General features: G+C 45.6%; 21 protein-coding genes. 4 read left to right on the plus strand and 17 right to left on the minus strand.

What is annotated here, in order from left to right; genetic code table 11:
- Nucleotides 1-8: 8 nt before the first annotated feature.
- Nucleotides 9-758 (minus strand): 2-C-methyl-D-erythritol 4-phosphate cytidylyltransferase, encoded by a 750-nt coding sequence (ispD, locus tag ICE93_RS07885; protein ID WP_216187104.1) that lies wholly within the window; start codon nt 756-758, stop codon nt 9-11.
- 23 nt (nt 759-781) lie between these two features.
- Here ispD and mfd point away from each other — a divergent pair, with 23 nt between their 5' ends.
- Nucleotides 782-4327: a transcription-repair coupling factor gene (gene mfd / locus ICE93_RS07890; protein WP_216187106.1), complete on the plus strand. Its 3546-nt coding sequence runs from the start codon at nt 782-784 to the stop codon at nt 4325-4327.
- 18 nt (nt 4328-4345) lie between these two features.
- Nucleotides 4346-5233, plus strand: coding sequence for a phosphoserine phosphatase SerB (serB, locus tag ICE93_RS07895; protein WP_216187107.1), 888 nt, complete (start codon nt 4346-4348; stop codon nt 5231-5233).
- 30 nt (nt 5234-5263) lie between these two features.
- Here serB and ICE93_RS07900 read toward each other — a convergent pair whose 3' ends face one another.
- The 7 genes from ICE93_RS07900 to ICE93_RS07930 form a co-directional block, all read right to left on the minus strand.
- On the minus strand, nt 5264-6448 hold the full coding sequence (locus tag ICE93_RS07900) for an acetyl-CoA C-acyltransferase family protein (protein WP_216187109.1): 1185 nt from the start codon (nt 6446-6448) through the stop codon (nt 5264-5266).
- Between the two features lie 91 nt (nt 6449-6539).
- Entirely contained in the window at nt 6540-7898 is a 1359-nt protein-coding gene (gene rimO / locus ICE93_RS07905) for a 30S ribosomal protein S12 methylthiotransferase RimO (protein WP_216187111.1), read from the minus strand.
- 2 nt (nt 7899-7900) lie between these two features.
- Nucleotides 7901-8461: a polyhydroxyalkanoate synthesis repressor PhaR gene (gene phaR, locus ICE93_RS07910; RefSeq protein WP_216187113.1), complete on the minus strand. Its 561-nt coding sequence runs from the start codon at nt 8459-8461 to the stop codon at nt 7901-7903.
- A 118-nt stretch (nt 8462-8579) separates the two neighbouring features.
- A complete protein-coding gene (locus ICE93_RS07915) occupies nt 8580-9320 on the minus strand; it encodes a 3-ketoacyl-ACP reductase (RefSeq protein WP_216187115.1) in 741 nt (246 codons plus the stop codon).
- Nucleotides 9321-9349: 29 nt separating this feature from the next.
- Nucleotides 9350-10987, minus strand: coding sequence for a class I poly(R)-hydroxyalkanoic acid synthase (gene phaC, locus ICE93_RS07920; RefSeq protein WP_216187117.1), 1638 nt, complete (start codon nt 10985-10987; stop codon nt 9350-9352).
- Between the two features lie 116 nt (nt 10988-11103).
- Nucleotides 11104-11865, minus strand: a complete 762-nt coding sequence (pgeF, locus tag ICE93_RS07925) for a peptidoglycan editing factor PgeF (protein ID WP_216187119.1) — start codon at nt 11863-11865, stop codon at nt 11104-11106.
- Complete coding sequence (locus ICE93_RS07930; RefSeq protein WP_370624608.1) at nt 11862-12902, minus strand: RluA family pseudouridine synthase; 1041 nt, start codon at nt 12900-12902, stop codon at nt 11862-11864. The genes pgeF and ICE93_RS07930 overlap by 4 nt, the downstream gene beginning before the upstream one ends.
- 20 nt (nt 12903-12922) lie before the next feature.
- Between ICE93_RS07930 and ICE93_RS07935 the strand changes: the two genes are divergently transcribed.
- Entirely contained in the window at nt 12923-13810 is an 888-nt protein-coding gene (locus ICE93_RS07935; RefSeq protein ID WP_216187121.1) for an outer membrane protein assembly factor BamD, read from the plus strand.
- Nucleotides 13811-13859: 49 nt separating this feature from the next.
- Here the strand turns inward: ICE93_RS07935 and alr are convergent, their stop codons facing one another.
- Nucleotides 13860-14951, minus strand: a complete 1092-nt coding sequence (gene alr, locus ICE93_RS07940) for an alanine racemase (protein WP_216188332.1) — start codon at nt 14949-14951, stop codon at nt 13860-13862.
- Nucleotides 14952-15025: 74 nt separating this feature from the next.
- Here alr and lplT point away from each other — a divergent pair, with 74 nt between their 5' ends.
- Complete coding sequence (lplT, locus tag ICE93_RS07945) at nt 15026-16345, plus strand: lysophospholipid transporter LplT (RefSeq protein WP_216187123.1); 1320 nt, start codon at nt 15026-15028, stop codon at nt 16343-16345.
- 17 nt (nt 16346-16362) lie between these two features.
- Here the strand turns inward: lplT and ICE93_RS07950 are convergent, their stop codons facing one another.
- The 8 genes from ICE93_RS07950 to scpA are packed head-to-tail and all read right to left on the minus strand — an operon-like array spanning nt 16363 to nt 25440.
- Nucleotides 16363-16884 (minus strand): DNA polymerase III subunit psi, encoded by a 522-nt coding sequence (locus ICE93_RS07950; protein ID WP_216187125.1) that lies wholly within the window; start codon nt 16882-16884, stop codon nt 16363-16365.
- Nucleotides 16881-17411: a ribosomal protein S18-alanine N-acetyltransferase gene (gene rimI / locus ICE93_RS07955; protein ID WP_216187127.1), complete on the minus strand. Its 531-nt coding sequence runs from the start codon at nt 17409-17411 to the stop codon at nt 16881-16883. The genes ICE93_RS07950 and rimI overlap by 4 nt, the downstream gene beginning before the upstream one ends.
- On the minus strand, nt 17411-18115 hold the full coding sequence (tsaB, locus tag ICE93_RS07960; protein ID WP_255554549.1) for a tRNA (adenosine(37)-N6)-threonylcarbamoyltransferase complex dimerization subunit type 1 TsaB: 705 nt from the start codon (nt 18113-18115) through the stop codon (nt 17411-17413). Before tsaB ends, rimI begins: the two co-directional genes overlap by 1 nt.
- Before the next feature lie 33 nt (nt 18116-18148).
- Complete coding sequence (locus ICE93_RS07965; protein ID WP_216187129.1) at nt 18149-18616, minus strand: VOC family protein; 468 nt, start codon at nt 18614-18616, stop codon at nt 18149-18151.
- 14 nt (nt 18617-18630) lie between these two features.
- Nucleotides 18631-20667 carry an acetyl-CoA carboxylase biotin carboxylase subunit gene (accC, locus tag ICE93_RS07970; protein WP_255554550.1) on the minus strand — a complete coding sequence of 679 codons (2037 nt, stop codon included), beginning with the start codon at nt 20665-20667 and terminating at the stop codon, nt 18631-18633.
- Between the two features lie 15 nt (nt 20668-20682).
- On the minus strand, nt 20683-22215 hold the full coding sequence (locus tag ICE93_RS07975; RefSeq protein WP_216187131.1) for an acyl-CoA carboxylase subunit beta: 1533 nt from the start codon (nt 22213-22215) through the stop codon (nt 20683-20685).
- A gap of 10 nt (nt 22216-22225) precedes the next feature.
- Entirely contained in the window at nt 22226-23251 is a 1026-nt protein-coding gene (meaB, locus tag ICE93_RS07980; protein WP_216187133.1) for a methylmalonyl Co-A mutase-associated GTPase MeaB, read from the minus strand.
- Between the two features lie 14 nt (nt 23252-23265).
- Nucleotides 23266-25440, minus strand: coding sequence for a methylmalonyl-CoA mutase (gene scpA, locus ICE93_RS07985; RefSeq protein ID WP_216187135.1), 2175 nt, complete (start codon nt 25438-25440; stop codon nt 23266-23268).
- Nucleotides 25441-25522: the final 82 nt, after the last annotated feature.

Below are 25522 nucleotides of genomic sequence, written 5' to 3' on the forward strand. Positions count from 1 at the left end.
TTGGTTCTTTATCGAGTGGCAGAGCTTAAAAGCAATTGCATTAATTCCCAATCGGCGGGATGAGTAACTTTAAAGTTGCGGGCAGCGCCCTCTATCAATAGAGGCTTAGTACCCGCCAACTCGATTGCGCTAGCCTCATCAGTAACATCGGACTCAAGACGGATAGCGCTCACGATAGCATCGTGTAACTGTTTTAATCCAAACATCTGAGGGGTTTGCGCCTGCCACAAGTGCTCGCGGGGTATTGTTTTTTCAGAGTGCGGGATGTTGCCAGCTATCACTGAATCAAGATCAGCCTGCTTCAATGTATCAGCCAAAGGTACGGCCAAAATACCGCCAGCATTAGACAACTTAACAGAGTTAATTAATTTCTCAATGAGCGCTGGTGTGATTCCCGGTCTAGCAGCATCGTGAACCAATATCCAGTCTTCCTCTGCAATGCCGGCTTGGAGCATTGCCGCCAAAGTATTTCTAACCGTTTCCTGCCTGGTTGGGCCGCCGGTTGGTAGAAATTGAATTCCTTTGGCACCCTTTGAAATCGTTTGCAGAATGGGATTATCAATAAAAATGGGGCTGACGCCAATCCAGATTGTGTCAACTTGTGGGGTATTTAAAAAAGCTTCAATTGCATAGCAAAGCATCGGCTTTCCAGCCAACTGCTGAAATTGCTTAGGCAGCTCACCGCCAAGACGTGCACCGGTGCCAGCGGTTGGCAAAAGCGCATGACATTTCTTGTTTGAGGAATTTCCGGAGGCCATACCTGATTCTATAATGAGCTTAGATGTCTGACGCATTAAATCTAGCACCCCCTATACCCGCTCCCCGGGCTGGGCAGCGCTTTACCTTTTCAGGGCTGGTTGGCTCAGCAGATGCGGCCTTAATAGCGCAAAACGCTCTTCGCTATCGGGACAAATTCTCAGTAATGGTGATTTTTTGTGCTCAAGCGCAAGAGGCTCAACGCCTATTAGAAGAAATTCCTGCGTTTGCCCCGCAACTGAAGACCAGACTTCTGCCTGATTGGGAAATTCTTCCTTATGATCATTTCTCACCACATCAAGACTTAGTATCCGAAAGACTTGCCACTCTTTATGAATTACTCAATGGCAGTTGTGACATTGTCTTGGTCCCCGTTACAACAGCTCTTCAAAGACTGGGGCCTCCTGGTTTTCTATCAGGTCACACCTTTTTCTTCAGACAAGGTGACAAACTCAATGAAGCTGCACTAAAGCTGCAGTTGCAACAAGCTGGTTACGATCCCGTGAGCGCGGTAATGCGTCCAGGTGAATATAGTATTCGCGGGGGCTTATTTGATTTATTTCCCATGGGATCGAATCTTCCCTATCGTTTAGATTTGTTTGGCGACGAGATTGAGCAGATACGCGCATTCGATCCCGATACGCAACGCAGCCTGTATCCCGTAAAAGAGATACGTTTGCTGCCAGGACATGAGTTCCCATTTGATGACGCTTCTCGAACAGCGTTCAGAGGTCGTTGGCGGGAAGTGTTTGAAGGCGATCCGAGTCGCTGCTCCATATACAAAGACGCTAACCTGGGCATACCTAGCGCGGGAATTGAATCCTACTTACCACTCTTTTTCGAAGAGCAATCCAATCTATTTGACTACTTCCCCAGATCTGGTGACCCCGTTTGGTTGGTCAGCATTGGGGATGTTGAGGAAACTATTAAGGGATTTTGGAAAGATACACTTTCTCGTTATGAGTTTCTGAAGCATGATTTAGATCGCCCTATTCTTCCGCCTAAGGAATTGTTTTTAGATGTTGATGAATTTTTTACAACTTCTAAACCGTATGCACGTTTAGCTTTTGAAAAGGAAGGCTCTGAACAAAACGAGTTTTCCGCAGTACCCGATATTGCAGTACATCGTCGGGATGCAGATCCGATCAACCGTTTACGCAAAATAGTTGCAACGGAAAAAACACGCATCCTAATATGTAGCGATAGTGCGGGACGCAAAGAATCCATTCGACAGCTTTTTGAGGAAAGTAATTCGGTTGCTGGGGTAGATGGCAAACCACTCTACCCATTAAAGCCAGAAGGCTTCGATAGTATTGCCGATTTCATTAAGAGTGACTCGCTGTTTGGTTTGGTAACTGCACCGCTCTTTAACGGCTTCTCTTGGCCAAGAGAAAATTTAATTGTAGTTACTGAAGCGGAGTTATTTACAACTACCGCAAGACAGCGACGCAAAGGAAAGGCTAATGAGAATGCTGATCCTGACATGCTATTTAAGGATCTGTCAGAGCTTAAGATTGGTGATCCGGTAGTACATGCTGAACATGGTATTGGGCGTTATCAAGGATTGGTACTTTTAAATCTTGCGCCCCCTAAAGAAGCGCCAATATTTGAAGAATTCTTGCATTTGCAATATGCAGGCCAAGCTACTTTGTATGTACCTGTTCAGCAGTTAGAAATGGTAACTCGCTATGCAGGCTCAGATCCAGATTCGGCACCTCTTCATCAATTAGGCTCGGGTCAGTGGGACAAAGCAAAACGTAAGGCAGCCCAGCAAATTCGTGACACAGCAGCTGAGTTGCTAGGTTTATATGCTGCAAGGGCCATTCGCAAAGGCCATGCTTTTGAATTCTCAGCCCATGACTATGCCGCTTTTGCGGAAAGCTTTGGTTTTGAAGAAACCCCCGATCAATCCAATGCAATCGCTGCAGTTATTGGCGATATGACTAGCGGCACACCAATGGATCGCTTGGTTTGTGGCGATGTTGGCTTTGGAAAGACTGAAGTAGCCTTGCGCGCTAGTTTTGTTGCTGTAATGGGCGGCAAACAAGTAGCTATTTTGGCTCCGACCACCCTGCTTGCTGAACAACACGTTGCAACATGGAAAGATCGTTTCGCCGATTGGCCCGTTCGCATTGTTGAGTTATCCCGTTTTAAAACAACAAAAGAAATTAATGCAGCCTTAGAAGCCATTGCTAAAGGTGAGGCTGACATCATTATTGGAACTCACAAGCTGCTCTCCAAAGAAACGCAGTTTGCTAATTTGGGCTTAGTGATTGTTGATGAGGAGCACCGCTTCGGTGTACGCCAAAAAGATGCACTCAAAGCACTTCGCGCTGAAGTGGACATCTTGACGCTTACTGCCACCCCTATCCCAAGAACGCTCGGCATGGCAATGGAAGGCTTAAGAGAGTTTTCCATCATTGCTACCGCCCCGCAGAAACGCTTAGCAATTAAGACTTTCGTTCGTCGCGAAGGCGATGGCGTTATACGTGAAGCAGTTCTGCGTGAAATTAAGCGCGGTGGCCAAGTATATTTCTTGCATAACGAAGTTGAAACGATTCAAAATCGCAAACATGCCCTACAGGAATTGATTCCAGAGGCAAGGATTAGCGTAGCTCATGGCCAAATGCATGAACGTGAGCTTGAATCTGTTATGCGCGAGTTTGTGACACAACGCACCAATATCTTGTTGTGCACCACCATTATTGAAACTGGAATTGATGTTCCTACGGCCAACACCATCATCATGCATCGCGCAGATAAGTTTGGCCTTGCCCAGCTCCACCAATTGCGTGGACGTGTGGGACGCTCACATCACCAAGCCTATGCCTATCTGCTCGTCCCGGACCCAGAAGCGCTCAGTAAACAAGCGCAATTACGCTTGAATGCGATCCAGGCAATGGAAGAATTGGGTTCTGGGTTCTATTTGGCGATGCACGATTTAGAAATTCGTGGAGCTGGTGAAGTTTTGGGTGACAAACAGTCTGGTGAAATTCATGAGATTGGTTTTCAGCTCTATACCGAGATGCTGAATCGCGCCGTGAAATCCCTGCGTAGCGGTAAAGAACCAGACCTCCTCTCTCCAATGCAAGTCACTACGGATGTGAATCTTGGGGTACCCGCTCTTCTGCCGGACGATTATTGCCCCGATGTCCATGAGCGACTCTCGTTATACAAACGTTTTGCTAGCACACATGACTTCTCTGAATTGATGGGCTTGCGCGAGGAATTAGTAGATCGATTTGGTGATCTACCCGATCAAGCCAAGTCATTTTACGAAACCCACCGTCTACGCCTTGAAATGACTGGTTTTGGCATTAAAAAGATTGACGCAACACCAATGTCTATTCAGATTCAATTTATTCCGAACCCACCGATTAATCCAATGAAGATCATTCAGCTGATTCAATCATCGAAATTTATTCAACTTAATGGTCAAGACAAACTTAAAGTTCTGCCGCAAAAAGACCGCGAGTTTGGGAAATTGGAGCAACGCCTTGATGCCATAAGGCAAGTCCTCAGACGCCTGAATGAATCTGCTGTTTTAAGCCCAATAAAGACAGGTCAATAATCAGATTATTATTAAGCCATGAGCAACCAAGTACTTGTAGCGATATCCAGAGACCCTTTATCTGAAAAGCTAATCTTTTCATTGAAGGATCAAGCCTTACATTACGGTGTCTCGCTGCACTCCATAGGCGACCAAGTCACTAATGGCGCTTACTATTCCGAGCGTTTTGAATCAAGCGCGCATATTGAAACAGCCCAACGTGAGCAACTTCGCGCCTTAGCAGCAAACTTTAATGCGGACCTCTGCTTTTTGAAACCAGATCTCTTGCCGCAAGATATTAGAGTGCTGGCAATGGACATGGATTCAACGCTGATTAATATTGAATGTATTGATGAGATTGCAGATTTCATTGGCAAGAAATCAGCTGTAGCTGAAATTACCGAAGCCACCATGCGCGGGGAAATTAAAGACTTCCAAGAGAGCCTTAGGCGACGCGTGGCACTGCTCGAGGGTGTTCATGCAGATGCGCTTGAATCTGTTTATCGAGAACGCTTACGCCCTAACCCTGGCGCAACAGAACTTTTAGCAGGCGCTCATGAGCGAGGAATATATACATTGTTAGTTTCTGGCGGATTTACCTTCTTTACAGAGAAGTTGCGCCAGCAATTAGGCTTCAAACAAACTCAAGCCAACACCTTAGAAATCATTGACGGCAAATTGACGGGCAAAGTACTTGGTGACATCGTCGATGGAGCAGCAAAAGCCGCTCATTTAGATGCCGCTTGCGCACGACTGGATTGTACGAAAGCCAACGCTATCACCATGGGCGATGGCGCGAATGACTTGATCATGATGAATGGCTCCGGTATTAGCGTTGCCTACCAAGCAAAACCTGTAGTCAAAGAAAAAGCCGACGCGGCTTTTGACCGAGTCGGCTTAGATGCTGCTTTACTACTGATCTCTTAAGTTTTTACCTAAGAGATCAGGGTAATTCTTTTAGAGACGCTCAAATATAGTAGCAATACCCTGACCGCCACCAATACACATTGTCACCAAAGCATATTTGCCTTGAACACGATGTAATTCATGAATTGCTTTAGTTGCAATCGCTGCACCCGAACAACCAATTGGGTGACCCAACGCAATCGCTCCACCATTCACATTGGTCTTAGCAGGATCTAAACCTAATCCTTTAGTAACAGCCAATGCTTGCGCAGCAAAAGCTTCATTAGACTCAATCACATCGATTTGATCCAATTTGAGGCCAGCGCGCTCGAGAGCCAATTTAGTTGCAGGAATTGGGCCTTCACCCATGATGTGGTTTGGCACGCCAGCGACAGCATAGGACACTAAACGTGCGATTGGCTTGTGGCCGGCTTTCTTAGCTGTCTCAGCATCAGCCAAGACGAAGAATGCAGCACCGTCGTTAATGCCTGAAGCATTACCAGCAGTAACGGAGCCGCCTTCCTTCTTAAACACAGCCTTCATCTTGCCAAGTGTTTCCATGGTGGTATCTGGCTTTACGTGCTCATCAGTATCAAACACTACATCACCCTTACGAGTTTTGATGGTGATTGGAACGATCTGTGATTTGAAGCGACCTTCTTTAATTGCATTCGCAGCACGACGATGAGATTCAACCGCAAGAGCGTCCTGCTCATCACGTGTTAACTTCCATTTTTCAACCAGGTTTTCTGCAGTTACACCCATATGACCAACACCAAATGGGTCTGTTAAAACAGCAACCATCAAGTCAAGCATCTTTGTGTCGCCCATGCGTGCACCACTGCGCATTGCTGGTGAACCATACATGCCACGTGACATTACTTCAACGCCACCGCCAATACCGTAATCACAATCACCCAACATAATTTGCTGTGCTGTAGTAACAATTGCTTGCAGACCGGAGCTACACAAACGGTTCAAAGCCATAGCTACAGAATCCATCGGTAGACCCGCTTGAATTGACGCCACACGAGCCACATAGGCGTAACGACTATCTGTAGGAATTGTATTTCCAACAGTAACGTAATTAATTAATGCTGGATCTACACCAGAGCGAGCAACCGCCTCTTTCATCACAATGCCGCCGAGCTCTGATGGCTCCAGGCTACTAAGTGAACCATTAAAGGTACCAATTGCGGAACGAACTGCACTTAAGACAACGACATCACGACTCATATCAATCCCCTTTACTAAGCCCAATAATTAGGCTGACACTGCACTAAATAAGTAATAAAAAGTAATCCAACTATCAGTTTTATTCGATTCGTCAAGTTTCGGCTATTAGGTCATGCCCTTGGGAGCTAATGACCATTGCACGGATGATTTCACCAGCACGATAGCGCTTAGAGGGCTTGCTGGGAGGCAAAACCCTCACCAAACCATCAATTTCAGGGGCATCACCAATAGTTCTACCAATTCCACCGGATTCATCTACGCGGTCAATGATCACCTGCACACGTTTGCCTATTTTTTTAGCAAGCCGTTTTATAGAGATTTCCTCTGCCTTTGCCATGAAGCGCGCACGTCGTTCTTCACGAATTTCATCCGGGACAGGGTTCTCCAACTGGTTTGCAGTAGCACCCTCAACTGGCGAATAAGCAAAGCAACCTGCTCTATCAATTTGCGCCTCATCTAAGAAGTTGAGTAAATACTCAAACTCTTCTTCAGTCTCACCAGGAAAACCAGCAATGAAAGTGCTTCTGATGACCAAATCAGGACATGCTTCTCGCCAAGACATGATGCGTTCTATATTTTTCTCACCACTAGCAGGGCGCTTCATACGCCTGAGAACATCGGGATGGGCATGCTGCAATGGAATATCTAAGTAAGGCAAAACACCGCAACCATGTTCTGAGAATTCAGCCATCAACGGCAGAACATCGTCTACGTGCGGATAAGGATAGACATAGTGCAATCTCACCCAGGCTTGATGTTCCCGCGCAATTTGATTTAAGGCATGTACTAAATCAAACATTTTGGTTTTTACAGGCTTACCATCCCAGAAACCAGTGCGGTATTGGATATCAACACCATAAGCGCTAGTGTCTTGAGAAACGACTAGTAATTCTTTTACGCCTGACTCAAATAGTCGCTTTGCTTCAAGCAATACCTCACCAATTGGACGCGACACCAAATCGCCGCGCATGTTTGGGATGATACAAAAAGTGCAGCGATGGTTACAGCCTTCGCTTATTTTGAGATAAGCGTAGTGCTTAGGAGTCAGCTTTACGCCAGCTGGCGGGACTAAATCTGTAAATGGGTCATGTGGCCTGGGAAGATGCAGATGGATGGCTTGCATTACCTCATCAGTAGCGTGTGGTCCTGTAACGGCGAGGACTTTAGGGTGAATGCTCTGAATAAGATCAGAGCCGTCTGCATTCTTTCTAGCACCAAGGCAACCTGTAACAATTACCTTACCATTTTCAGCAAGCGCCTCTCCAATTGCAGAAAGACTTTCTTCAACAGCAGAATCAATAAAGCCGCAGGTATTAACCACCACAAGATCTGCGCCAGAATAATCCTTGGCAGTCTCATAGCCCTCGGCACTGAGTTGTGTCAGGATGAGCTCTGAATCTACTAACGCCTTAGGACACCCTAAGGATACAAATCCAATTTTTCCAGCCACAACTATTCTTTTTCAGTTTTATTAGGCTGAGGCGTAAATGGGAAGTTGCCAAAAAGATTCTGAGATCCCTGCATTTGCTCTTGCATTTTGATGAAGAGGTCTTTGCTCTGTTCTATGTAATTCCCCATCAAGCCTTGCATGAGGGGATTTTGTATATTCATCATCTGCGACCAAGCCTCTGGAGTACTTCCAGCACCCAAACCTTTAGTTTGATCACCAAGCTTATTGTGTATATCTACAAAAGACTGCATGGTCTTCTCCAGATAATTACCCATCAACCCCTGCATGGAATTTCCATAGAAGCGAATAATTTGAGAAAGCATTTGGGAAGAGAAAACAGGTGCACCACCAGCCTCTTCCTCAAGAATAATTTGCAACAAGATGTTTCGCGTTAAGTCTTCTTCAGTCTTAGCATCAACCACTTTAAAGACTTCATTGCCCATCACTAGATTTTTGATGTCTGACAATGTGACATAGGTGCTTGTCTGTGTATCGTAGAGACGACGATTTGGGTATTTCTTGATGAGCCGATCTTCACCTGCTCGTTTTGCACGGGTTACCATTTTTATCCTTACTCTTTACTGCATCGCAACATCAGCGTAGTTTATTCCTAGTTTGACCAAAAGGTAAATACGCCGTGTTGCGGACTACAAATACTCAAATAAATGCTGCAGTGCAATATTAGCCAGTGTGAATACCACCGTTCAACGAGAAGTCAGCACCAGTGGCGTAACCACCGTCTTCAGATGCAATCCAGCAGCAAATTGAAGCAATCTCCTCAGGGGTGCCCAAACGCTTTACCGGAATACCTGAAACAATTTTCTCCAAAACATCCTCACGGATTGCCTTAACCATATCTGTGCCGATATAGCCCGGGGATACAGTGTTTACCGTAACGCCCTTAGTGGCCACCTCTTGAGCCAAAGCCATCGTAAAACCATGTAAGCCCGCTTTTGCAGTTGAGTAGTTACATTGACCAAACTGGCCTTTTTGACCATTCACAGAGGAAATGTTGATAATACGACCCCAGTTGTTATCAACCATGCCATCAATGACTTGTTTAGTTACGTTAAACAATGAATTGAGGTTGGTATCAATAACAGCTTTCCATGCATCTGGAGTCATTTTACGGAAAACACTATCTCGTGTAATGCCCGCATTATTTACCAAAACATCTACGCGACCGACTTCAGCCTTAACCTTATCAAAGGCAGCAACGGTGCTATCCCAGTCAGAAACGTTACCTTCTGAAGCAATAAAGTCGTAACCTAGGGCCTTTTGCTCGCCAAGCCAACGGTCTTTACGTGGTGAATTTGGACCACAACCGGCGATAACCTTAAAACCGTCTTTAGCAAGACGTTGACAAATAGCGGTACCAATACCACCCATACCACCAGTTACATATGCGACTTTTTGAGACATTACTTTCCCCTTTTAAAAACCTTCGTTAATTAGTTTGTGATTTCTGGTGTTGCTTTTTCTTTGACGTACACACCAGGTGCTGGTTCCATTTTTTTGTACTTGGCATTACCAAAGGTAGTGCTTGCTGGTTTTTTCTCACCACCAAATTGTTCAAGCCATTTGGTGTAATCAGGCCACCAGCTTCCAGGTATTTGTTTGGCACCCTCTAGCCACTCTGCAGCTGTCGGCGCAATCTTGTTATTTTCAAAGTAATAGCGCTTGTTTTTTGCCGGCGGATTAATTACGCCCGCAATATGTCCAGATGCACCTAAGACAAAACGGTTCTTACCCCGAAGAATATGAGTGGATTCATAAGCAGATTGCCAAGGAACGATGTGATCCTCTTGTGAGGCGTATAGATACGCCGGGCATTTAATCTTGCCAAGATCAATCTTCTCGCCACAGATTTTGACTTTGCCGGGTTTAACCAAATCATTTTGCAAATAGGTGTGACGCAAATACCAGCAATACATTGCACCAGGTAAGTTTGTTGAGTCACCATTCCAATAAAGCAAGTCAAATGGTGGTGGCGAATTACCCTTTAGGTAGTTCTCCACAACGTAATTCCACACTAAGTCGTTGGGCCTTAGGAATGAAAAGGTATTACCCAGGTCCAAGCCCGACATCATGCCGTACTTACCAGCTTTACCGCCGATGGTGTTCTCGCGCATCTCGACCATGCCTTCATCAATAAAGACATCCAAGATGCCGGTATTGGTGAAATCTAATAAGGTAGTAAATAAGGTCAAGCTAGCAGCCGGATGCTCATCGCGCGCAGCTAACACTGCCAATGCGGAGGTGGTTAAGGTGCCTCCAACGCAGAATCCCAAAATATTGATTTGCTTGGTGTCGCCAATATCTTTAACCACCTCAATTGCTTTAATAACACCCTTACCAACATAATCATCCCAACTGACCTCGGCCATGGAGGCATCTGGATTTTTCCAAGACACCAAGAACACGGTATGACCCTGGCTCACCATGTGACGAACCACAGAGTTGTCTGGTTGCAAATCAAGAATGTAGTATTTATTGATGCAAGGTGGCACCATTAAATAAGGACGCTCAAATACTTGTTCGGTTAATGGAGTGTATTGAATTAATTCAAAGAGCTCATTGCGAAACACCACATGCCCCTCGGTTGTGGCAATATTTTTTCCAATTTCAAAGGCAGACTCATCTGTTTGAGAGACTTTGCCTTTTTTCATGTCTCCCAATAAGTTCACAATCCCCTTTTGAATGGATTGTCCTTGTGAGCTGATGATGCTCTCCAGAACTTCTGGGTTAGTTGCAATAAAGTTAGATGGTGAAAGCGCATCAATCATCTGTTCAGTTGTGAACAGAATTTTTTGCTTAGACTTTTCATCTGTTTCTACTGCTTTAGCTAAGGCCATTAAATGCTTAGAATTCAGCAAGTAAGTTGCCGCAATTACTTTGCTCCAAGAGGAATGCCATGCCTTGCCAGCAAAACGGCGATCTTTCACTTCAATCGCCTCAGGATTGGTTGCGATGTGCGCTAGTTCAGTGAAATATTCTTTTTGAATTTCAGATAAACGCTCTGGCGGAATTAACGCCATATGATGCGGCGCCAAAGATGGCGTTGCACCGGTATTCATGCCTGCAAACATAGTAGTCTCTTCAATTAATTAGAGACATTCTCCGCCCTTAAGCGCTGTAGAGTTATACGCAATAACCCTAGCCCTAGAGAGAATCTAGTAATTACCCTCATAGAATAATGCGTTAATTATTTTGCAATCCAGATAACCGAAGCAAATCTCCCGGTTTGACCATCACGTCGGTATGAGAAAAACTGTTTACTATCTCTCACAGTGCAGTATTCACCACCAAATATTGATGTCACTCCACAAGCTTGAAGACGATCGCAAGCTAAACGATAAATATCAGCTAGAAATTTTCCAGATTTACCAGCGATGGGTTGAAATGCATTTTCAGAAAAAGGTAACCCAGAATCTCCGAAAGCCTCCACAACATCCTTGCCCACCTCAAATGATGCCGGCCCTATTGCAGGACCTAGCCAGACCAGCAAATCAGATGCTGAAGTTTCATTAGATAGGTTCAGCATTTGAGCGACCGTATTTTCCAAAACTCCAGCGCATAGCCCCCTCCACCCAGCATGCGCAGCACCAACAACAGTCCCTTTTGAATTAGTAAACAACACTGGTAAACAATCAGCGGTCATGATCACCAGGGCCTCGTTCGCGATATTAGTGACTGATGCATCAGCATTGATCACATCGCTAAGCTTTGCTTTACGTGTTTGAGGAGTGCTTACTACCGTACTATGAGTTTGCTTTAGCCATAGTGGTTTGCTAGGCAATCCCTTGGCGAAGATTGCTCTATTTGCCAATACAGCTTCAATTTGGTCGCCGACATGATCGCCAAGGTTTAAAGAGTCGTATGGGCGTTTACTAACACCACCAGATCGCGTGCTTATTAGCGAATGTATTGAAGATGGTACAGGCCACTGAGGATTTATAAAACTCATGCTTGTGATTCATTTTCTATAGAGGCTAGGACCACAACCTCTTTTGGCAGGACTGCCTCGCTCATATCTAATTGAGGTAACAAATCTAGTATGTCCTGTGGAGGATGGCGAAACCAAGTCATTAATTCATTTTTTACTGGATGCTGAAGACTTAATGCAAAAGCATGCAAGGCTTGACGACTAAATTCAATATCTTTTGCTGCCCCTGGTGTTTTTTTGCGATAGACAGGATCGCCCACCAATGGAAAACCCAGCGACTCAAGGTGAACTCGAATTTGATGAGTGCGCCCAGTTTCCAGACGACACTCCAATAGGGTTACTGCTGACTCCTTTACAAGCCCTTTAGCCAAACGACGAAAAAGAGTAGCTGCAGGCTTACCTTGAGGGCTGCCTGTAGCCATTTTGAGGCGATCACGCTGATCACGACCAACAGAAGCCAAAACCTTTCCTTGACTTGGTGTATCCCCCCAAACCCAAGCCAAATAACGACGCCCTACCGTTCTATCCTGTAATTGGCGTACTAAGGAGGTTTGCGCTAGATGCGTTCTTGCCACCACCATCAAGCCTGACGTATCTTTATCTAAACGATGGACAATTCCAGCCCTAGGAAGCGTCTTTAGCTCAGGGTAGTGAAAAAGGAGTCCATTTAGTAAAGTGCCTGACCAGTTGCCGGCAGCTGGGTGGACTACTAAACCAGGAGGTTTATTGACCACAATGATGTCTTCATCCTCATAAACCACATCTAAGGCAATATTTTCTGGGTTAAAGGCAAATTGTTCGGGCATTTCCTGTGGAAACACCTTAATACTCTCGCCACCCCGGAGAAGATAACGGGCTTTGGTGACCTTCCCATCAACCATGACCGCCCCTGCCTCAACCCAAGCCTTGAGACGATTACGCGAATAATCAGGCAAAGAGCCTGCCAGCACCTTGTCCAAGCGCTCGCCAGCCATCTCAAAAGGTATTTCTAGGGAGATGAAATCCTCATCATCGATATAATCAATGGGATTCGAATCAGGAGTTTGCGGCAATGCCACGCTTAGAGAGCCTTTCAGTTATGTCCGACGTAATATCAGACGCCAGTTTAAGGCTTGCTGGGAATTCTTCCACACAAAACAAGAGTCGCAATTTAAGCAGTCCGCCTATCGCCTTGCTTTTTGCCCTACTTTTTGCTCTGATGCTTCTAAGTGGTTGCGCAGGCAGTGACGGTCAAAAAGATGACACCGATATCTGGTCAGAGGCAAAACTTTATTCTGAGGCTACAGAAAAGTTAAACGACGCTGACTTTGCTAAGTGCGGAAAATACTTTGAAAAGCTTGAGGCTCGCTTTCCATTTGGGCCATATTCTCAACAAGCGCAAATTAATGCCGCTTATTGCTACTGGAAAGCTCAGGAACAAACTCAAGCACTCGTGGCTATTGATCGCTTTATTAAATTGCACCAAGGTAGTCCGAACCTCGATTACGCTTACTATCTAAAAGGTCTCATTACCTTTAATGATGACTTGGGATGGCTAGGTAAATTTACTGGACAAGATCTGAGCGAACGCGATCCTAAAGCAGCCAAAGAAGCATTTGAATCGTTCAAGGTAGTTGTTGAGCGCTTCCCAAATAGCAAATATGCACCCGATGCCCTGGATCGTATGCGCTATATCGTTAACTCTTTAGCTGAAGCAGATGTCATAGTAGCGCGTTATTACTACCAGCGTGGCGCCTATTTGGCTGCTGCCAATCGTGCCCAATTGGTCATTCGGGATTATGACCGCGCACCAGCCGTTGAAGAGGCGCTTTACATCTTAACTAAGTCTTACGAAAAACTTGGCATGACTCAGTTAAGCAATGATGCTGCGCGTGTATTTAAGCTGAACTTCCCAGATAGCGAAATGATGGTTACTGGTCAACGCGTTAAAAAACAGCGTAGCTGGTGGCAGTTCTGGAATAAGTAATACATTTACATTGTGTACATAGTAAAAATCCTCCGTACTGGAGGATTTTTTATTTGATGGCTAATGGCACTCTTGGCGCTACCGCACAGAGCAATTCATAACCTATCGTATCACTCATTTGCGCAACATCGTCCACCGGAACTTTGTCACCCCAAAGCTGAACAGAGGTGCCGATGTTTGCATCAGGCGCTTTGCGCAAATCAATCGCCAACATGTCCATGGAAACTCTTCCCGCCAAAGGACATATCACCCCATCTTTTCCTTGGGCGACCCAAACTGGTGTACCATCTTTAGCATGCCGCGGATATCCATCTGCGTAACCGCAAGCTACGATACCTACGCGCATATCTTCTGTTGCTTCATAGCGACCCCCATATCCAATGCGATCGCCCTTCTGAATCTCCTGAATATCAATAATTTCACTGTGTAACTGCATAACCGCTTGTAGATTGGCATGCTCAATATCGACATGAAGTCCTGTTGGTGAAGCGCCATAGAGCATGATTCCGGGACGGACCCAATCGCCTAACGCATTTCGATGCCACAAAATAGCCGCAGAATTGGCTAGCGAGGTAGAACCTTCTAAGCCCTCAATTGTTTGATTAAATAACTCTTGCTGAGCACCAACGGACGGAGATTGATCAACTTGATCAGCATTCGCAAAATGAGTCATGTGGTGCATGTGATAGCCAGCAGCATGCAGCCGGTGAAATGCCGTTCGGTAGGCATTTGGCTTGAACCCCAAACGGTTCATGCCGGAGTTCATCTTGAGAAAGACATTAAATGGCTTGTGGTTTTTGGCTTTAAAACGCTCAAGCCACTCAACTTGGGCATCGCAATGAACCACCAAATCACAAGCCAATTCCTCTGCGTGGCTGAGCTCATTTTCATGAAAAAAGCCTTCTAAAAGCAGTATTCGACCCTTCCAGCCATGCTGACGCAACCATGCTGCATCCTGGATATCCAACAAGGCAAAACCATCCGTAGAAGCAAGACCCTTTAGGGCAGCGTCAAGACAATGTCCATAGGCACGAGCCTTAATAACCGACCAGATCTTGGACTGTGGCGCCAATTCTCGAACTCGGTTTAAATTATGCTGAAAGGCGGCAGTATGAATAGAGGCCAAAATTGGTCTATTAATCAGACCGTTAGTTGAATCACCCATAATCACCCCTCCTTTCATGTTTTAATTGTAGTAATGACTAGATTGTACGAATGAACCGTAGCTTTTACATCATTATGGCGGCGCAATTTTTTTCGTCGCTTGCTGATAATGCTCTCCTGATAGCGGCTATCGCCCTTCTGGCCCAGCTCCATGCTCCGGCCTGGATGACTCCTTTGCTTAAATTATTCTTTGTGCTGTCCTATGTGCTCTTAGCAGCATTCGTGGGTGCCTTTGCTGATTCTCGCCCTAAGGGCAACGTCATGTTCATTACGAACACGATTAAGTTCGTTGGCTGTATGGCCATGCTCTTTGGAAGTCACCCCTTGCTCTCATATGCCATTGTTGGCTTGGGGGCGGCTGCCTATTCACCTGCAAAGTACGGAATTTTGACTGAACTGCTTCCACCTGAAAAATTGGTTGCTGCCAACGGCTGGATTGAGGGCTTAACGGTGGGGTCCATTATTTTGGGCACGGTTTTAGGCGGCGTTCTGATTAGCGCCACGGTGTCCCAAAGCCTGCTTGCTTTTGATATGCCAACTTTTGACACTGGCATTGATACACCAGCTGAATCGGCAATCATGATCATCATGATGATTTACGTTGTTGCTGCACTCATTAACTTAAAGATTCCAGATACTGGCGCACGATACGTATCTCAAAAGACAAATCCAATTGAATTGGTAAAAGATTTCGCCATATGCTTTAAAACACTTTGGAATGATCGTCTTGGTCAAATCTCTCTAGCGGTAACCACTTTATTCTGGGGTGCCGGCGCTACTCTGCAATTTATTGTGATTAAGTGGGCCCAAGTAGCTCTTCATATGAATTTGTCTCAGGGCGCTATTTTGCAAGCGATCTCTGCCGTAGGCGTAGCTGGTGGTGCCGTCTATGCCGCATGGCGTATACCGTTGCGCAAATCTTTGGATGTACTGCCTTATGGCATTGCCATGGGCTTAGTAGTCTGCGTGATGGCAGTCTACAACTCTGATTTACTGCCTAATACGAGTATTTTTAGTTTTGGTAAGTTTGACGTTACCCTGAATTTATTGCCAGCTTATTTACTATTAATTTTGGTGGGCTGGCTAGCGGGTTACTTTGTAGTGCCAATGAACGCACTATTACAACATCGCGGACATGTACTCATGTCAGCAGGACACTCCATTGCCGTACAAAACTTCAATGAAAATATTTCAGTATTGATGATGCTATTGATCTACTCACTACTCATTTGGTTGGATGTACCGATTCAAATGGTGATCGTTGGGTTTGGTGTGGCTGTGAGTTTGATTATGTGGCTGGTTATCAAGCGTCACGCCAGAAACCAAGCGGAGTATGACTCCACGCATCTTATCGGGGCACATAAGCACTAAGCTTATCTATAAAACTTTTAAATGTTTTGCAGCACCGATCGAGCCATCAACAAATCTTGCCAGAGCATGGCCTTTTCTTTAGGTTTTGTGAGCACCTGATTTAACTCAAAAGAAGCGATCACTGGGATTTCTTCATCATTACCAGTACTTAGCGCAAGCACGGTTTCGCGCAACTGCGGCAACGGATCTCTTTCGCCAGTAATCTTTTGAGCTACTGGCCCACCAAATGCCACTGCTACTACTGGAGAATCTGGAATTCTCAGTTGCCCCAGATTCTCTGCTGGAGTTTTCCAGGACCACTCATTCTTGGCCAACCCAAGCGCTCGAACAAGGTTTTTAAACAAAATTTGGGCATCGCCCTGGGGTTCATTTCCAAAAAACCACCACATGCCATTACACGCTCTTGGAGAGGCTCGCATCTCTTGAGGGGTGACCTGTGAACTTGCTGCAATAGATGCTTCGGGCTGAGCTTGGATCGCATCACGAGATATCCACTCGGTAATACCCATTTCTTTTAAGAAGCTTGAATTATTGCTCATGCCTCTAGCTTAATCGATTTGGCCAATACAAGGGCGTCTTCTCGCCCACCAGTTTCTGGACTTACAGGGTAATAATTTTTACGAATGCCAATTTGCTCGTAACCCAATTTTTGATAAAGAGCCAAAGCTGCTTCATTGGTTGGCCTTACTTCGAGAATAATGCGCGGGATCTTTTGCTGGAAAGCTACGCCCTCTATAGCCGCCATCACTCTTTCTCCCAGACCTAACTTACGTAAATGTGGTGAGACTGTGATGTTAAGGAGATGCAATTCATCTACAGCAGGAAACAAGATGCAATAGGCCCAAAGAACAGCCGGATCCAAATAGGAGCCTTTAACCACTTGGTCTTCTTGCGGTCGAATGCAATAAGCCCAATGGCCTGCTGCGAGAGAGTCAGAAAAGTTACCTTTTGTCCAAGGATGAACATGGGAAACAAATTCAATCTTCAGAACATCGTCTAAGTCAGCTTGTTGCATGGGCAAAAAAGAAAGCTCTGCAGCGCCTTCAGATGTTGTGCGATCCGACATTAGCTTTTGCCTTCTTCCCGTTCAGCAGTAGTAAATGCAACCTTATCACGCACGTATAGAGGCTCTAGTTGCCGAACCTCGCACTGCAAACCATCTAGTAAAGACTGTTGTGCACATTTCAAAATTCCTAGTGCGGAAATGGAGACACCCGGATCAATTACACCATTGAATTGCGGTAAGCGATGGGGATAGGCATTTAAGGCGCTACCAGCAAGCAATTGCACCCCTTCCAAATTAAGGTCTTCTGGCTTAGTCAAATAAATATCACCAATACGCTTTGGCAAGCGGTTGTCTTCAATATCATAGGAAGCCCAATAAACTTCCTCCATGCGCGCATCAATCGCAATCATTAAATGCTGAGGGTGAGAGGATTTGAAAACTGCTGTATCTAAAATTTGTGCGGCGATAGCATCAAGACTGCATATTGGAACTACCGGAATGTTTTGCGATACAGCTAAGCCCTGAACTGCGGCTATACCTAAACGTACGCCAGTAAATGCACCAGGACCAATGCCTATAGCAATCGCATCAAGGTCTTTCAGAGATGATTTTGTGTCGCTTAAGAGTAACTCAATCCAAGGCAATAACAACTGGCTAGCACCGGCTGTGACGGCTTGATGCCTAAATTGCACTGCCTGACCCTCTAACGATAAAGCCACCGAACACCATGCTGAGGAGGTGTCGATGGCTAATATATTTGCCAATTTAAATCCCGTTATTTTGCTGACCAGTCCAAATTATGAACTTAATCCTGCAATAACTTCTGGAGGGGCCTGAACTAGCTCAATAAGCACCCCTTCACCACTAATTGGGAACTCGTCATTTCCTTTTGGGTGAACAAAGGTAATGTCATAGCCTGCTGCCCCCTTGCGAATGCCGCCAGGTGCAAAACGTAGTCCATTGGCAGAGAGCCATTCAACCGCTTTAGGTAAGTCATCCACCCATAAACCAATGTGATTTAGGGGTGTTTGATGCACTGTTGGCTTTTTTTCAATGTCAAATGGCTGCATGAGATCCACTTCAATCTCATGCGCACCTTTTCCAATTGCGCAGATATCTTCATCCACATTCTCACGCTCAGAGACAAAAGTGCTCTTGTATTCGAAGCCCAACATATCAACCCATAATTTCTTGAGTCGATCTTTGTTCTCACCACCAATAGCGATTTGCTGAATACCTAAAATTTTGAATGGCTTAGCGCTCATAATCATCAACTTTCTTATTCAAAGCGGATGATTAACTGATCAACCGCTAAGCTATCACCCTCCTTGGCGCAAATTTCAGCAACCACACCATCTTGAACAGCTGATAGCGTATTTTCCATTTTCATTGCTTCGATGGAGGCTAGCTTTTGACCAGCGGTAACTGCCTCACCTACTTTGACAGCAATCTTCGTTAAAAGTCCTGGCATTGGAGACATCACCAACTTGGAGGTATCTGGTGGTAACTTGACTGGCATACGACGCTGTAGTTCGGCACCTAATGGGCTCAGCACCATGCATTCGTAATGAACGCCATCGAGAACCAACACATATCGCACACCACGACGTTCTACTTGTGCGGTGATCTTGTGAGTGCCGTTAATAGTAGCGTTCAGACAAATTTGGCCTGGACGCCAATCGCTTACAATGTCATAACGACTTACGCCGTCTGCTTCATCGATATAAACGGAATATACCCCATCTTTAAGCTCAACTCGAATCGGCACCTCAACTGGATCGTTCATAGAGCCCGCTTTTTTACCGGTGACAACTACAAACTTTTTACCAATAATCATTTCGTGACCAGCCAACTGACCATCGATCATTTGAATATGCTCAAGATAGCGATAGCGCATAAATGCTGCCAATGCCGCTAAGCGTTTAGGATCTGCAGGCTGTACTGAGTCCTTCTTAAATCCTTCTGGATACTCTTCTGCAATAAAGCCAGTTGTAAAGTCACCATTTACAAAGCGCGGATGCTGTAGCAAAGCAGCCTGAAATGGAATATTTGAGTGAATTCCGCGAATAACGAAATCATTTAGTGCGGCACGCATTTTTTCAATCGCCCCTGTACGATCCTTGCCATGAACGATCAACTTAGCGATCATGGAGTCGTAGTACATCGGGATCTCACCGCCCTCATAAACACCTGTATCCACGCGAACACCATTCACAGACTCTGGTGGGCGGTATTTAACGAGGCGGCCTGTAGAAGGTAAGAAATTACGGAATGGGTCATCGGCATTAATACGGCACTCCATAGACCAACCGTCAAGCTTCACATCTTCTTGCTTAAATGCCAGTTTCTCACCAGCAGCTACGCGTATCATTTGCTCAACCAAATCAAGGCCAGTAATGCTTTCGGTAACTGGATGCTCAACTTGCAAGCGGGTATTCATTTCAAGGAAATAGAAAGACTTGTCCTTGCCAACTACAAACTCCACAGTGCCTGCAGATTGGTAATTAACGGCTTTAGCTAATGCAACCGCTTGTTCACCCATGGCTTTACGTGTGACCGGATCGATAAAAGGAGACGGAGCCTCTTCGATGACTTTTTGATGACGACGTTGGATTGAACAATCACGCTCATTAAGGTAAACCACGTTGCCATGAGAATCGCCTAAAACTTGAATCTCAATATGACGAGGGCCTTCAACAAATTTTTCGATAAAGATGCGGTCATCACCAAAGCTATTCATCGCCTCTGTTTTGCAAGCAGCGAATCCTTCAGCAGCTTCTTTATCATTAAAAGCAACGCGCAGACCCTTACCACCACCACCTGCAGATGCTTTAATCATGACCGGATACCCGATGCCCTGGGCAATCTTCACAGCCTCTTCATTAGTATCAATCGCTTCGTTATAACCAGGAATGGTATTGACCTTGGCTTCTAGAGCAAGCTTTTTAGAGGCAATCTTGTCACCCATTGCGGCGATAGATTGATATTTAGGGCCGATAAAGACAATGCCCTCTTCTTCGCAACGCTTAGCAAATTGCTCATTTTCAGACAAGAAGCCGTAGCCTGGATGTACCGCTTCAGCGCCAGTGTCTTTACAGGCCTGAATAATGCGATCCATCACTAGATAGGATTCACGTGAAGGTGCTGGTCCGATACATACCGCCTCATCAGCCAACTGCACATGACGCGCCTCTTTATCCGCTTCAGAATAAACAGCCACAGTCTTAATGCCCATCTTTTTGGCGGTGGCCATTACACGGCAAGCAATCTCGCCGCGGTTAGCAATCAAAATTTTCTTAAACATTTTTGTAGTCATAATTTGTCAGCGCCTTTACAGAGGAATATTGCCGTGTTTACGCGCAGGATTCTTCAAGTCTTTATCTTTCAGCATTGCTAGTGAACGAGCAATACGTTTGCGGGTTTCGTGAGGAAGGATGACGTCATCAATGTAACCACGACGTCCGGCCACAAATGGGTTTGCAAACTTAGATTTGTACTCGGCTTCACGTGCTGTAATTTTTTCTGGATCAGATTTCTCTTCACGGAAAATAATTTCAACAGCGCCTTTAGGGCCCATCACAGCGATCTCTGCTGAAGGCCAAGCGAAATTCACGTCACCACGTAAATGCTTAGAAGCCATCACGTCATAAGCACCGCCATAGGCCTTGCGTGTAATCAGGGTTACTTTAGGTACCGTGCAATCTGCGTAGGCATAGAGTAATTTCGCTCCATGCTTGATGATGCCACCGTATTCCTGGGCAGTTCCCGGCATAAAGCCTGGAACGTCAACTAATGTAACTACTGGAATATTGAAAGCATCGCAGAAACGAACGAAACGTGCCGCCTTAATTGAAGCCTTGATATCCAAACAGCCAGCCAATACCAAAGGCTGATTAGCGACAATACCAATTGAGCGACCTTCAATCCGGGCAAAGCCAATCACAATATTTTTCGCGTAGTCAGGCTGTAATTCAAAGAACTCGCCATCATCAACAATCTTCTCAATCAACTCTTTCATGTCGTACGGTTGATTTGGATTTGATGGTACCAATGTATCCAATGAGAAATCCGGCTCTTCAGTGCGATTAGCACCCTTAATCAAAGGCGGTTTCTCACGGTTAGAAAGTGGCAAGTAGTTGAAGAAGCGGCGCAACATCATGATCGCATCAACATCGTTATCAAATGCCAAGTCGCATACCCCGGATACCGTTGAGTGAGTTACTGCGCCACCCAACTCTTCTGCGGTAACGTCCTCATGGGTGACAGTTTTCACCACTTCAGGACCAGTCACGAACATGTATGAGCTATCTTTGACCATGAAAATGAAATCGGTCAAGGCTGGCGAGTAAACCGCACCACCAGCGGATGGGCCCATGATCAAGGAAATCTGTGGAATTACCCCAGATGCAGTAACGTTGCGCTGAAAAATTTCAGCATAGCCGCCAAGAGATGCAACACCCTCTTGAATACGCGCGCCACCAGAGTCATTCAAACCAATAACTGGAGCTCCAACTTTAAGAGCTTGATCCATGATCTTGCAAATCTTTTCAGCATGAGCTTCAGACAAAGAACCGCCAAGCACGGTGAAGTCTTGTGAGAACACAAATACCAGACGACCGTTAATCATTCCGTAACCGGTAACAACACCATCACCAGGAACAGTTTGATCACCCATACCAAAGTCATGGCAACGGTGCTCAACAAACATATCCCACTCTTCGAATGTGCCAGCATCTAGCAAGAGCTCAATACGCTCGCGCGCAGTTAACTTGCCTTTTGCATGTTGAGCCTGAATACGCTTTTGCCCGCCACCCAATCGGGCAAGCTCACGCTTGGCTTCCAGTTGTTGAATGATTTCCTTCATATCCTGCTCCTTAGAAAAATTCATGCCCCATGGACTCCAGTAGCCGTCTTGCCGCTACAGAAGCTGCCATAGTTCCTTGATTTACTTGTGCAACCAAACTTGGTAGAAGTTTTTGCACTGCTTCATTGCTACGAAATGCATTTTTTAGTCCAGCATCGATGCGATCCCACATCCATGCGCCTGCTTGCTCCTGGCGACGAGATTCGAATTTACCGTTCGCCTTTTGCAGTTTTTCAAAATGAGAAACTTTGTCCCAAAGTTCTGGCACACCTTTGCCTTCTAGGGCGCTTAAGGTCATCACTTGCGGATGCCAAAATTCTTTGTCATGTGATGCGTGGTCAGGATTGCCCTGGAATCCCAGCAGACGCAATGAACTCGTGATAAATAATTGAGCGCGCATTGCAGCATCCGGATCGATATCCACTTTATTAATAACAATCAGATCAGCAATTTCCATCACGCCTTTTTTAATTGCCTGAAGATCGTCGCCGGCATTCGGCAACTGCAACAACAAGAACATATCCGTCATGCCAGCAACTGCGATTTCGCTCTGCCCTACACCAACGGTTTCAACGATGATCACATCAAAGCCTGCAGCTTCAGCAACCAGCATGGCTTCGCGCGTCTTCTCGGCTACGCCACCCAAGGTGCAAGATGATGGACTTGGACGAATAAAGGCATTCTCGAGAACGGATAAACGTTCCATACGAGTCTTATCACCCAAAATCGAACCCCCAGAAATACTTGAAGAGGGGTCGATCGCTAAGACAGCAACTCGATGACCTTTTTCAATCAGGGAAAGGCCCAAGGATTCAATTAGAGTCGACTTGCCTACACCTGGAACACCTGAGATACCGAGGCGGAACGATTTGCCTGTTTTAGACAATAAAGAATTGAGTACGTCATCAGCACGATGACGGTGATCTAGACGTGTTGACTCAAGCAAAGTAATGATCTTTGCCAGTGCGCGACGCTGTTTAAGCGATGGCGCACCAGTCAGATCATTCACCAGAGCCTGATCAGCAGCTTCGAGCATGCCTATGATCCGTATTAAGCCGGTTTAACAGACTTGCGAATTTGCTCAAGTACATCCTTGGCCGATGCCGGAATAGGTGTACCTGGTCCGTAGATTCCCTTCACGCCAGCCTCATAGAGGAATTCGTAATCTTGCCTTGGGATCACGCCGCCAACGAATACGATGATGTCGTCTGAGCCTTGTTTTTTCAATTCAGCAATGATGGCTGGAACCAAGGTCTTATGACCAGCCGCTAATGTAGAAACTCCTAAAGCATGTACGTCATTCTCAATGGCTTGACGAGCACATTCCTCAGGTGTTTGGAATAAAGGTCCGATATCTACGTCAAAGCCTAAGTCTGCATAGGCAGTGGCAACGACTTTAGCACCGCGGTCATGACCATCTTGACCAAGCTTGGCGATCATCACACGAGGACGACGACCAAACTCTTTTGCAAAATCGCTAATTTCTGTTTGGAGTTTTGCCCAGCCTTCGGCTGAGTCATAAGCGGCTGCATACACACCGGTCACCTTTTGAGTATCGGCGCGATGGCGCCCGTAAACTTTCTCTAATGCATCAGAAACTTCACCAACTGTTGCACGTAAACGAATTGCGTTTACGGATAGCTCCAAGAGATTTCCTGAGTTATCCTCTGCAGCCTTAGTTAAAGCCTCTAATGCAGCCTGTACTTTTTGTGAATCACGTTTTGCTTTGATTTCTTTAAGACGAGCCACTTGACCTTCGCGAACTTTATCGTTGTCGATCATCAATACGTCAACAAGATCTTCTTTGCCAAGCTTATATTTATTAACGCCAACGATTACGTCAGAACCAGAGTCAATCTTGGCTTGCTTTTCAGCAGCAGCCGCTTCAATCTTCAGCTTAGCCCAGCCACTCTCAACCGCCTTAGTCATGCCACCCATGGCTTCTACTTCTTGAATGATTTCCCAGGCTTTATCAGCCATCTCTTGGGTGAGGTTTTCCATCATGTAAGAACCCGCCCATGGATCGATCACGCTTGGAATATGGGTTTCTTCTTGAAGAATCAGCTGAGTATTGCGGGCAATGCGGCTGGAAAACTCAGAAGGCAGTGCAATTGCTTCATCCAATGAATTGGTATGCAGCGACTGTGTACCGCCAAATACGGCAGCCATCGCCTCAACAGTGGTTCTCACTACGTTGTTGTATGGGTCTTGTTCAGTTAAAGACCAGCCAGAAGTTTGACAATGCGTACGAAGCATCAAAGACTTCGGATTCTTTGGCTCGAAGGATTTCATAATACGCCACCACAGCAAGCGTGCAGCACGTAATTTTGCAACTTCTAAATAGAAGTTCATACCGATCGCAAAGAAGAAAGAGAGGCGACCTGCAAAGCCGTCAACGTCCAATCCTTTTGCTAACGCTGTCTTTACATACTCTTTACCGTCAGCCAATGTGAAAGCCAATTCCAACACTTGGTTAGCGCCCGCCTCTTGCATGTGATAACCCGAAATCGAAATCGAGTTGAACTTAGGCATGTGCTTGGCGGTGTACTCAATAATGTCACCGATGATGCGCATTGATGGCTCTGGTGGATAAATATAGGTATTACGCACCATGAACTCTTTCAGAATATCGTTCTGAATGGTCCCAGATAATTGTTCTTGCTTAACGCCCTGTTCTTCGCCTGCAACGATGTAACCTGCCAATACAGGCAATACAGCGCCATTCATCGTCATGGAAACAGAAACCTTGTCCAATGGAATGCCATCAAACAAGATCTTCATATCTTCTACAGAATCAATCGCAACACCAGCTTTGCCTACGTCACCAGTAACACGCGGATGATCTGAGTCGTAACCACGATGCGTTGCCAAGTCAAACGCAACGGAGACGCCCTGGCCTCCTGCTTCTAACGCTTTGCGATAAAAAGCATTTGATTCTTCCGCGGTTGAGAATCCTGCATATTGACGGATGGTCCATGGACGAACTGAATACATCGTCGCTTGTGGTCCGCGTACGAATGGTTCAAATCCAGGCAATGTATCGGTGTAATTGAGTCCTTCAATGTCCGATGATGTGTATAGAGCTTTTAGGTGAATTCCATCTGGTGTTTTCCAACCCAAGGAATCAACATCGCCATTAGGGGCTGATTTCTGAGCTGATTTTTTCCAAGCATCAAGGTTGGCATCTGGAAAAGATGGCCATGAATTGTTTTCATTTGAACTCACAAAAACTCCCGGTTAATTTTTGTTGCATTGCATCGAAATGTCCTTTCATTTTGCTTGACAATTTTAGAATTGTCTACATAAT

The organism is Polynucleobacter sp. MWH-HuK1, assembly GCF_018881815.1.
Lineage (GTDB): Bacteria > Pseudomonadota > Gammaproteobacteria > Burkholderiales > Burkholderiaceae > Polynucleobacter.

Bases quoted from the DNA above. Each gene is read 5' to 3' on its own strand.
- pgeF (WP_216187119.1), bottom strand. From the start codon at position 11,865: ATGAGTTTTATAAATCCTCAGTGGCCTGTACCATCTTCAATACATTCG.
- ispD (WP_216187104.1), bottom strand. From the start codon at position 758: ATGGCCTCCGGAAATTCCTCAAACAAGAAATGTCATGCGCTTTTGCCA.
- lplT (WP_216187123.1), top strand. From the start codon at position 15,026: ATGAACCGTAGCTTTTACATCATTATGGCGGCGCAATTTTTTTCGTCG.
- rimI (WP_216187127.1), bottom strand. From the start codon at position 17,411: ATGTCGGATCGCACAACATCTGAAGGCGCTGCAGAGCTTTCTTTTTTG.
- meaB (WP_216187133.1), bottom strand. From the start codon at position 23,251: ATGCTCGAAGCTGCTGATCAGGCTCTGGTGAATGATCTGACTGGTGCG.
- ICE93_RS07915 (WP_216187115.1), bottom strand. From the start codon at position 9,320: ATGTCTCAAAAAGTCGCATATGTAACTGGTGGTATGGGTGGTATTGGT.
- ICE93_RS07950 (WP_216187125.1), bottom strand. From the start codon at position 16,884: ATGAGCAATAATTCAAGCTTCTTAAAAGAAATGGGTATTACCGAGTGG.
- mfd (WP_216187106.1), top strand. From the start codon at position 782: ATGTCTGACGCATTAAATCTAGCACCCCCTATACCCGCTCCCCGGGCT.
- ICE93_RS07900 (WP_216187109.1), bottom strand. From the start codon at position 6,448: ATGAGTCGTGATGTCGTTGTCTTAAGTGCAGTTCGTTCCGCAATTGGT.
- accC (WP_255554550.1), bottom strand. From the start codon at position 20,667: ATGACTACAAAAATGTTTAAGAAAATTTTGATTGCTAACCGCGGCGAG.
- serB (WP_216187107.1), top strand. From the start codon at position 4,346: ATGAGCAACCAAGTACTTGTAGCGATATCCAGAGACCCTTTATCTGAA.
- phaR (WP_216187113.1), bottom strand. From the start codon at position 8,461: ATGGTAACCCGTGCAAAACGAGCAGGTGAAGATCGGCTCATCAAGAAA.
- ICE93_RS07975 (WP_216187131.1), bottom strand. From the start codon at position 22,215: ATGAAGGAAATCATTCAACAACTGGAAGCCAAGCGTGAGCTTGCCCGA.
- ICE93_RS07935 (WP_216187121.1), top strand. From the start codon at position 12,923: ATGTCCGACGTAATATCAGACGCCAGTTTAAGGCTTGCTGGGAATTCT.
- ICE93_RS07965 (WP_216187129.1), bottom strand. From the start codon at position 18,616: ATGAGCGCTAAGCCATTCAAAATTTTAGGTATTCAGCAAATCGCTATT.
- phaC (WP_216187117.1), bottom strand. From the start codon at position 10,987: ATGTTTGCAGGCATGAATACCGGTGCAACGCCATCTTTGGCGCCGCAT.